Origin of the sequence: uncultured Campylobacter sp. (assembly GCF_937890585.1) — a bacterium.
Lineage (GTDB): Bacteria > Campylobacterota > Campylobacteria > Campylobacterales > Campylobacteraceae > Campylobacter_A.
Map to the genome: position 1 here is coordinate 1 of NZ_CALACG010000122.1, position 7109 is coordinate 7109.

The 7109-nt window shown below is 42.9% G+C and carries 6 protein-coding genes; all 6 read left to right on the top strand.

Going from position 1 to position 7109, the window contains the following annotated elements:
* The first annotated feature begins 50 nt into the window (after positions 1-50).
* The 6 genes from Q0296_RS03555 to Q0296_RS03580 are packed head-to-tail and all read left to right on the top strand — an operon-like array spanning position 51 to position 6914.
* Positions 51-1289 carry a M20 family metallo-hydrolase gene (locus Q0296_RS03555; protein WP_298036611.1) on the top strand — a complete coding sequence of 413 codons (1239 nt, stop codon included), beginning with the start codon at positions 51-53 and terminating at the stop codon, positions 1287-1289.
* Positions 1290-1291: 2 nt separating this feature from the next.
* On the top strand, positions 1292-2611 hold the full coding sequence (locus tag Q0296_RS03560; protein WP_298036614.1) for an amidohydrolase: 1320 nt from the start codon (positions 1292-1294) through the stop codon (positions 2609-2611).
* Entirely contained in the window at positions 2608-3306 is a 699-nt protein-coding gene (gene pepE / locus Q0296_RS03565; protein ID WP_298036617.1) for a dipeptidase PepE, read from the top strand. Before Q0296_RS03560 ends, pepE begins: the two co-directional genes overlap by 4 nt.
* Before the next feature lie 14 nt (positions 3307-3320).
* Entirely contained in the window at positions 3321-4631 is a 1311-nt protein-coding gene (dcuC, locus tag Q0296_RS03570; protein ID WP_298036619.1) for a C4-dicarboxylate transporter DcuC, read from the top strand.
* Positions 4632-4641: 10 nt separating this feature from the next.
* On the top strand, positions 4642-5865 hold the full coding sequence (gene pepT, locus Q0296_RS03575; protein WP_298036621.1) for a peptidase T: 1224 nt from the start codon (positions 4642-4644) through the stop codon (positions 5863-5865).
* A 59-nt stretch (positions 5866-5924) separates the two neighbouring features.
* Positions 5925-6914, top strand: a complete 990-nt coding sequence (locus Q0296_RS03580) for an argininosuccinate synthase domain-containing protein (protein ID WP_298036623.1) — start codon at positions 5925-5927, stop codon at positions 6912-6914.
* Positions 6915-7109 lie beyond the last annotated feature (195 nt).

Below are 7109 nucleotides of genomic sequence, written 5' to 3' on the forward strand. Positions count from 1 at the left end.
TTAAAGTAATAAATCTTTTTAAGATTGGCTTTATATTTTAAGGATTTATGATGATAGACGCTAAAAGATTTGAGAGAAATTTTAACGCTATAAGCGAGTTTGGAGCGCTAAAAGGTGGAGGGCTGACAAGACTAGCCTTTAGCAAAGAGGACCTTGAAGCAAGAGAATTTCTTATAAATTTGATAGAAAAAAATGGCTTTAAACTTAAAATTGACAATGTCGGCAACATCTTCGCTATCTATGATGAGGGTTGTGAGCTAGGCGCAAAGCCAGTTTGCGTGGGCTCTCACATAGATAGCGTGCCAAATGGCGGCTTTTATGACGGCACGCTTGGCGTTATGGCTGGACTTGAGGCGCTAACTGCGATAAAAGAGGCTGGCATCAAGCTAAAGCGCCCACTTTGGCTCATAAATTTTAGCTGTGAGGAGTCAAGCCGTTTTAAGACAGCGACTATCGGCAGCAAGATAATAAGCGGCAAACTTGGCGAGCAAAGGCTTCATGAGCTAAAAGATGAAGATGGAATTTCACTTTTTGAGGCGATGAGTGCAGCTGGGTTTAAACCACAAAATTTAGATGAAGCCATCCTAAAAGAAAACTCCCTACACGCATACTTAGAGCTTCACATAGAGCAAGGTCCAGTTTTAGAGCGAAGCGGTATAAGCGTTGGCGTGGTAAGTGGTATCGCAGCGCCTATTAGATTTGAGATCATTATACAGGGCAAGGCCGATCACAGCGGCGCAACTCCGATGAATATGCGCAGTGACGCCCTGCTTGCTGCTTCACACATCATAATCGCCGCAAATAAATTTGCTAAAAGCAAAAAAACAGCCGTCGCAACCGTTGGCTACGCTCATGCAAAACCAGGCGTTTTAAACGTCGTGCCAGGCGAAGCGAGGCTTGGCGTTGATCTGCGAGATATCGATAAAAAAAGCCTTGAAGAGCTAAATTTGGAGCTTAGAAATTTTATAAAAGAGCTAAGCTGCGAGCTAAAATTTAGCTACGAGATAAGAGAGCTAAGTAGCGACGAGCCAGTAAAACTAAGCGAACACGCCATAAATTTACTTGAAGATGAAGCCAAAAAGCTTGGCATAAAAACTCTTACTTTGCCAAGTGGAGCTGGACATGATGCGATGAATTTAACAAAGCTTGCAAACAGCGTTGGCATGCTCTTTATACCTTGCGTGGATGGTATCAGCCACAACACCAAAGAGGCGATAAATTTCAAAGACACAGTAGCCGCAACAAAAATTTTAACAAATGCACTAATTAGACTTTCAAACGAGGAGTAGTCATGGATAAAATAGCAAATTTAGCACTATCTTTAAAAGATGAGCTCATCAAAGACCGCAGATACTTTCACTCGCATCCAGAAACTGGCTGGTTTACCTTTTTTACGACAGCAGTTTTGGCAAAAAGGCTTAGTGATCTAGGATATGAGGTGAGTCTTGGCGAAAAGGTCGTAAAAAGCGATGCAAGGCTGGGCGTTGGTAGCAAGGAGCAGTGCCAAAAGGCGATCGAGCGAGCCAAAACACTACTAAGCGCCGATGAGGCAAAATACCTTGAATATATGAAAGACGGCCTAACTGGACTAACAGCCTTCATCGACACAAAAAGGCCTGGTAAATTTACGGCATTTAGATTTGACATAGATAGCGTTGATGTGACAGAGAGCGCGGACACTGATCACAGACCTTGCAAAGAGGGCTTTGGCTCAGATATCGCTGGTATCACGCACGCTTGTGGGCACGATGGACACATGGCGATGGGTCTAGCGCTTGCAAAGCTGATCGCTAAAAATTTAGACGAGTTTAACGGCAAATTTAAATTTATATTTCAAACAGCAGAAGAGGGCACAAGAGGCGCTGTGGCTATGGAGGCTGCTGGCGTGCTTGATGGCATTGAGTATCTACTTGGCGGACACATCGGCTTTCAGGCGGAAACTAACAGGGGTATCATCTGCGGCACAAACAAACTGCTTGCAACTTCTAAATTTGACGTGCATATCACTGGCCGCTCAGCTCACGCAGCAGGAGCACCACAAGACGGCGCAAATGCCCTTTTAGCCGCATCTCAAATGGCTCTAAATATGCATGGTATCACAAGGCATGCAAAGGGCGTGACTAGGATAAATGTAGGCGTTTTAAGAGCAGGTGAGGGCAGAAACGTCATCGCACCAAATGGCTATCTAGCCTGCGAAACAAGGGGCGAGGATACAAATTTAAATGAGTTTATGTATAAAAAATGCATGGATATCGTAAAAGGCGTGAGCGAAATTTACGGCGTTGAGAGCAAGGTCGTGATGACAGGGGGCACAAGCGGTGCTGATAGCGACAAAGAGGTGACTGAAATTTTCTATGAGGCGGCAAAACAAAGCCCATTTATAGATGATGATAAGATCGTTAAAGAGCTTGATTTTGGTGCTTGCGAGGACTTCGCTCACTTTATGAGAGCTTTGCAAGATAGGGGCGCAAAGAGCGGATATATGATGATCGGTACAAATTTAAAAGCAGGCCACCACAACTGTAAATTTGACTTTGACGAGGAGTGTTTGGTCGCTGGGGTTGATATCTATCTAAGGGCTGCTTACAAACTAAATGGAGTAGAAAAATGAAAAACGCTTTACTAATCAGTGCTTCAAGCTACAAAGATACTGGCTATTTAAGACACTGTGAGGGTTGGATCAAGGAATTTTTAGGAAGTGACGCGGACGAGGAGATACTTTTTATCCCCTATGCTGGCGTAAGACGTACAAATGACGAGTACGAGCAAAAGGTGAAAGAGTGCTTAAATAGCAAAAATATCAAGTCTATACACCGCTATGAGGATAAAATTTCAGCTATCAAAAATGCAAAAAGCATCGCGGTTGGCGGCGGAAATACCTTCATACTACTTCACATGCTCTATAAGCTAAATTTGATTGATGCAATAAAAGAGGCTACAAATTCTGGCACAAAATACTTTGGCTGGTCAGCTGGCGCAAACATCGCTGGCAAGACGATGATGACGACAAACGATATGCCTATCATCATGCCAAAGTCCTTTGATAGCTTAAATATCTTCCCATATCAGATCAACCCGCACTTCATAAGCGGCAAGCTAGCAGGTCACAACGGCGAGAGCAGGGAGGAGAGGCTAGAAGAGTTTTTGATAGCAAATCCAAACGATACTATCTACGCACTGCCTGAGGGCACGGCTCTACATATAAAAGGTAGCGAAGTTGAGGTCATCGGACATAGCGATATCTTAAAGCTTGAATACAAAAAAGAGATAGAAAAAATAGAAGTTGGAACTAAATTTAAAATCTAAACAAGGAGAGAGGTATGGAATCATTCAAACTAATTGCTGCCATTCTTGGCATCGTTGCAGTTGTAGCACTTCTAGTCTTAAAAAAAGAGACGAGAACGGTGCTAATAGGTGTTGGTTTGGTGCTTTGTATAATCGCACTAAAACCGATGGGGGCACTAAGTGCTTTTACTGACTATATGACTAAAGCTGGTCTTATAAAGGCTATATGTGCCAGTATGGGTTTTGCTTTTGTTATGAAATACACAATGTGCGATAAGCACCTTGTTGCGCTTCTTACAAAGCCACTTAAAAACGTGGGATTTATCTTGATCCCTGCAACAACCGTGCTAACTTACTTTATAAATATCGCTATCCCTTCAGCTGCTGGCTGCTCGGCTGCTGTTGGTGCGACACTTATACCACTTCTAATGGCATCAGGCGTTCGCCCTGCGATGGCTGGTGCGGCTGTTTTTGCTGGTACATTTGGCTCAGTTCTAAGCCCAGGCTCTGCGCACAACGTATATGTGGCTGATCTTGTTAAAAAGACAGTTGAGGGCTACACAGTTCAAGACATCATAAAAGTGCAAATTCCTAGCGCATTTACAGCTCTTGTTATCGTAGTTGTCATGCTAACTATCGTCGCAATATTATTTAAAGACTATCAAAAAGGTACAAATTTCACTCTTGAAAGCGGTGCTGCTAGCGAAGAGAAGTCAGCGTTTAAAGTAAATTTGATCTACGCTCTTATGCCACTTGTCCCACTTGTGATCTTAGTTATTGGCGGAACAAGCCTAGCAAAAGATTATAGCTTTTTGGCATGGACAAAGATGGGCGTTGCCGAGGCGATGATACTTGGTGCTATCATAGCTATCTTTGCTACGCTTACAAACCCACAAAAGATCACAAAAGAGTTCTTTAACGGCATGGGTCACGCTTACGCTGATGTTATCGGTATCATCATCGCAGCTGGCGTCTTTGTCGCAGGTTTAAAGGCGTGTGGAGCTGTTGATGTGGTCATAGCGTGGCTAAAAACAGATCAAAGCTATGTTAAATTTGGCGGAACATTTGTGCCATTTATCATGGGTATAGTCACAGGCTCAGGCGACGCTGCTACATTTGCGTTTAACGAAGCTGTCACAACAAACGCTGCTGCTCTTGGCTTTGAGCAAGATAAGCTTGGTATGGCTGCGGCAATCGCTGGCTCACTTGGACGTTCAGCTTCTCCGATCGCTGGAGCTGCTATCGTTTGTGCTGGTATCGCTATGGTTAGCCCAGTCGAGCTTGCAAAAAGAACGTTTTTAGGTATGTTTCTCTCTGTTGTGGCGATCGCATTTTTCGTCATCTAAAGGATGAAAAATGGATATCGTAGAGAGATTTATAAACTATACGAAATTTAACACCACGACAAATAAAGAGAATGGATTAAAAGGCATCATGCCTTCTAATCCAACCGAGTATGAGCTAGCTCTTTTTATAAAAGATGAGCTTAGCTCGCTTGGCATAAAAGGTATCATCTTGCAAGAGAATGCTATCTTGATAGCAAAAATTCCTGCAAACTGCGAAAATGCCCCAAGTATCGCCTTTTTTGCGCACTTAGATACAAGTAGCGAGCAAAAAAACGACACAAAAGCCAAGATAGTAAAATACACAGGTGGCGACATCTGCCTAAACGAAGAGCAGGGAATTTATCTTAAATTTAGCGACAATCCAGAGCTTAAGAAATACGTTGGCGACGACATAGTGGTGACTGACGGCACTAGCTTGCTTGGCGCTGATGATAAGGCGGCGATCGCTAGTATCGTAAATATGGCTAGCTTTTTCATGCAAAATCCTGATGTAAAGCACGGCAAGATCGTGATCTGCTTCGTGCCTGATGAGGAGCAGGGCTTGCTTGGTGCAAAGGCACTTGATGTAAATTTGCTAGGAGCTGATTTTGGCTACTGCTTAGACTGCTGCGAGATAGGCGAGCTAATATACGAAAACTGGAACGCAGCTGACTGCACGATGGTCTTTAAAGGTGTTTCGGCTCATCCGATGAACGCAAAGGGCAAGCTTGTAAATTCGCTACTTTTAGCGCATAAATTTATCTCGCTATTACCAGGCGGCGAAGTGCCAGAGTGCACCGAGGGCAAAGAGGGCTATTTTTGGGTAAAAGAGCTTAGCGGAAACAGTGCAAAAACGACGCTCAAGATCGACATAAGAGAATTTGACGAGGCGAAATTTCAAAAAAGGCTTGAGTTTTTAAGTGACATGGCAAATTCTTTTAACAAAATTTATGGGCAGTACTGTGAGATCATGCTAAAAACACGCTATGAAAACGTCTTTAAGTTCTTAAAAGACGAAAACTCACTGCCTATAAAACTAGCAAAAGATGCCTTTAGCGAGCTAAATATCACGCCAAATATAAAGCCTATGCGTGGTGGATACGACGGTGCTGCGATCTCTGCAAAGGGTGTACCAACGCTAAATTTATTCACAGGGGCAAACAACTTTCACTCCGTCTTCGAGTACTTGCCAGTTAGCAGCCTAAAAGCTTCAAGCGAAGTGATTAAAAAAATCATAATTAACGCTGCTAAATAAACTTCATAAAAGCCTAGATTTAGTAAATTTAGGCTTTAAATTTTACTTTCAGGACAAAAATGAAGGCTTTAGCTTTGTTTAGCGGAGGGCTTGATAGCATGCTCTCTATGAAAATAATAAGCGATCAGGGTATCGAAGTGGTCGCACTTTATATGGATACTGGATTTGGCGTGGATGAGGAGAAGCACGAAGTTTTAAGGCGCCGTGCAGCCTTGGCTGGAGCTAGCCTAAAGGTGGTTGATATGAGAAACGAGTATCTTCGTGACGTGCTTTTTAGCCCAAAATACGGCTATGGCAAGCAGTTTAACCCTTGCATCGACTGCCACGGGTATATGTTTAAAACCGCTTTAAATATGCTAAAAAGCGAAAATGCAAATTTTATAATCACAGGCGAAGTCGTGGGTCAAAGGCCGATGAGCCAGCGCAGAGATGCACTTTTTCAGGTTAAGCGCTTAGCTGATGATGAGGATGATCTAGTGCTTCGTCCGATGTGCGCTAAGCTCTTGCCACCAACTAAGCCAGAGCGCGAGGGCTGGGTCGATAGAGAGAAGCTACTTGGCATAAGCGGGCGCGATAGAAAGCCGCAACTTGCTTTGGCAAAGGAATTTGGCTTTGAGGACTTTGCAACGCCTGGAGGTGGGTGTCTGCTAACGATCGAGAGCTTTGCTGTAAAGATAAAAGACTACTTGAAATTTGACAAAGAGATGCGAGATATCGATGTTACGTGGCTAAAGCTTGGTAGGCATCTACGCTTACTTGAAGGCGCAAAAATGATAATAGGACGTGATGAGAGCGACAATAACGCACTTTTGGCTCATCCAAATGATAAATTTGAGCAGGTGAAATTTAAAGAGAGCGACGACATCGTGGGAGCTGTTAGTTTTATAAGCAAAAATGCTAGCTTTGCTGACAAAGAGCTTGCTGCAAGACTTGCGCTAGCATATACAAGAGCTAGTAAAGATAGTAAATTTGATGTTTTTGTAGATGGTGAGAAATTTAACATCGCAAGAGAAGATAAAAGCATAGCTCAAGAGTTTTTTGTAAAATAAATCCAAATTTGCAAAGGAATTTGATATAAATTTCTTTGCAATATCTAAAATTTCTAACTTTTTTAATCCCCATAAAAACTAAAATCAAAATATAGAGATATGACAAAGTCCACAATCCCCTAGATCGGGGGAATTTGTATCTAATGGTTAGGTTCGTTCTTAGAGGACGAGACTATCCTAGTAATGTTTCAATCC